Origin of the sequence: Tabrizicola sp. (assembly GCF_051645465.1) — a bacterium.
GTDB lineage: Bacteria > Pseudomonadota > Alphaproteobacteria > Rhodobacterales > Rhodobacteraceae > Tabrizicola.
The window spans coordinates 1-2,653 of the sequence record NZ_JBOFBI010000373.1; the positions used below are offsets into that span (position 1 = coordinate 1).

Genomic DNA, 2,653 nt, shown 5'->3' on the forward strand with positions numbered 1-2,653 from the left:
TCCTCCGCCTCGGGCAGGCTGACCGCGAACCAGACCGGGCGCGCGGTGAAAAGCCGGGCGAGGGCGGCGCGCTCGGCCTCGAGGCAGGGCATCGCGGCGCTGCCTTCCTCCATCCGCCCGGTGACGGCGACGGTAGAGAGCGCCGCACCTGCCTTGCGGAAGGCGCGGGCCGAGGCTTCGTCGACCGCCAGGATGTGCCGGAAGGTCGAGAGGGCGGCGCGCATCAGGCCGGGATACCAGCGATCCCGTTCGCGGGGGAGCCATGGGGCGCGACCGTCGACGAGGAGGAGCGGGAGCCGTCGTTGCGCCGCCTCGTGCAGGGCGGCGGGGCGGATCTCGCCTTCACCGAAGATGGCGATCTCGGGCTTCCAGTGATCGAGGAACTGACGCGCTTCCTGCGGGGTGTCGGTCGGGGGGCGCTGGATCATGATGCCGTCGCGCGGGGGAAGCTCGGCTGGGCAGGTGAGGACGACCGAGAGGCCATCGTCCTCGACCAGCCGCCGGGCGAGCGGCAGGATCGAGCGACCGGCATCGGCCGACGGCGCATGGAGCCAGGCGAGCCGCCCGGTGGGGCGGGGCGGGCGTGAAGGGTCCGCACCGGGATCGCGGCGCTGCCCGAGATTGTAGAGCGTAAGGCCGAGCGAGGGGGCCATGGATCAGTGCCCAAGCTCCTCGGTCGCGGAGCCGGGTTTCGCCTCGTCGCGGAGGCGGTGGATATGGGCGATGAAGTAGCGCATGTGGGCGTTGTCGACGGTCCGCTGCGCCTCGGCTTTCCAGGCGCGGAAGGCGGTTTCGTAGTCGGGGAACATGCCGACGATGTGGAGCTGCGAGACGTCCTTGAAGACGTTCGTCTGGGGGTCCACCAGCTCGCCGCCAAAGACGAGGTGAAGGCGCTGGGTCATCGAGGGGCTCCGTGCCAAGGTTGGTCGCGCCGCAAGGTATCCGGGATTGAGGTTGGGGGGAAGGAGGGTATAACAAGGTTGTTAAGTCAGGTAAGATATTGAAAAATATATACTTTGCGATTTTCGTAAAGGTTTTGTTAGGGGTTTGACGAGCGAGGGCGCCGAAATTCTGTACCAGTCGCCTGGAGTTGACCGAGCTGCCGCCACGCGCCACCACCGTTGCTCTGCGCTTTGGCAGAAATTGACAGCTTCAAATCGGAAACGACTGCTTCGAGAGCTCAGTTTGACTGATACTGCGGGCCGCTTCAATGTCCGCTTGCGAACCCGACAGGTTTCCGAAGACGACCACTGTCTGGCAGCGCCGCAGGTTGGTTCAGCCGGTCAGTCAATCAATCAAGGCGTCTCCCCGCTGCCCGGCTCGCTCGTGGTGGATAGGAAGTGTTCTTCCATAGAGCTGTCGGGTGCGCTCGACGCTACCCACCATGCCTCGCTCCTGCGCGTAGGACAGAATTGCAACGTAGCGGGGCGTCGAGCCTTCGAGGGGTGCTACACGATGCAACGAGTAGCGTCCTTTGAACAGCTGCAGATCGCCGGGTTCGAGCTTCAGCGAAATCACTTTGTCGGAGGTGCCGTCGAGGGCCTTGGAAACCTCGTCAAAGTTCTCGTCGTCGCTGCTGCGGATCATCGGGGAGTATTCGAAGGCTCCGCCAACGTCTGCGTTTTGCAGCGCCAGCGTGACGGTGTAATTGTTGGTGTCGAAGTGCCAGGGGAACCCATTGCCCTCCCAGGCTGCATTCACGATCACGTCGGCCAGCGGGTCGGCATAACGAAAGAAACGGTCTTCGGGTTCCTGAAGACATTCACGAATGAACGTGTCGAACCCTTCGCTGTCGACGATGGTCCGCAAAGCTCCATCTGCATGAAAGTTGTCAGCCGGGATGAACGCGTTCGATCTGTCAAAGAACCGGCGTCTGGGATCGGTCTCGGGCAGGCTCAGGTCGTCCTTTGTGAAATAGGCGTTGGTGCGCGAGTAGCTGCGGTGGCCCTTGTCGGCTACGCCATCGGCTTCGGCAACTGCAGCGGCAATCCCTGTCGGTTTCAGGAAGCCCTTGAGGACTGCACATCCCCGCAGTTCAAGCTCACCGCGCACCCGGGTCAGGATTGCATCACGCAAAGGTCCGGGCGTCGAAATCGGATAGTCTTCGAGGTTGATCAGGTCCTTGGCCGCAAGTTGCATTGGTTCGCCCACGATTGAGGTGCAGAGATCGCACTACGGTCTTTTGGCAAACTGCATGCTACCGGGATCACGACATTGCGGGGTCGTTTTCGGCGGAAGTGGGGTATGCGGTCGCTGGCCGGGCGGACATCAACGGCTGCTGTGTCCCCGTCCCCGTCGTTCCGGGGGCATGACGCTTCGAGCTTTTGAGCCGCCGTCAGGGACAAGGCGCCTTTGCCGTGGCGTTTGGGGATTATTCCCGCCCGGGGTTAACAGCGCGAAGCGCCCCCGGGCCGCGCCTGACCGCCCCTGAGGGCGGGCGCGATCGCGGAACCTGCGTGGGGATCAGCCGGGGGCGGGACGGCACCATAACGCGCAGACCACGGGCGGAGGAAGCGCCCGCCCGCGGCCAGGCGCGGCCCTCTGCTGCGACAACGATGAAGGGCACCAATGTCCCCCATGGCGGACATCAAGCTGCCACAACGGCTGGCGGGGCGCTCTTTCTCACGGCCCATACATCCTTTCGATCTCGTCC

The 2,653-nt window shown here is 64.0% G+C and carries 3 protein-coding genes; all 3 read right to left on the reverse strand.

What is annotated here, in order from left to right; all coding sequences use genetic code 11:
• The coding region (locus ACRCSW_RS22965; protein ID WP_438707971.1) for a 3-deoxy-D-manno-octulosonic acid transferase at positions 1–653 on the reverse strand (653 nt) is incomplete at its 3' end.
• A 3-nt stretch (positions 654–656) separates the two neighbouring features.
• Positions 657–902 carry a DUF4170 domain-containing protein gene (locus tag ACRCSW_RS22970; RefSeq protein WP_438707972.1) on the reverse strand — a complete coding sequence of 82 codons (246 nt, stop codon included), beginning with the start codon at positions 900–902 and terminating at the stop codon, positions 657–659.
• 385 nt (positions 903–1,287) lie between these two features.
• Complete coding sequence (locus ACRCSW_RS22975) at positions 1,288–2,139, reverse strand: HalD/BesD family halogenase (protein ID WP_438707973.1); 852 nt, start codon at positions 2,137–2,139, stop codon at positions 1,288–1,290.
• Positions 2,140–2,653: the final 514 nt, after the last annotated feature.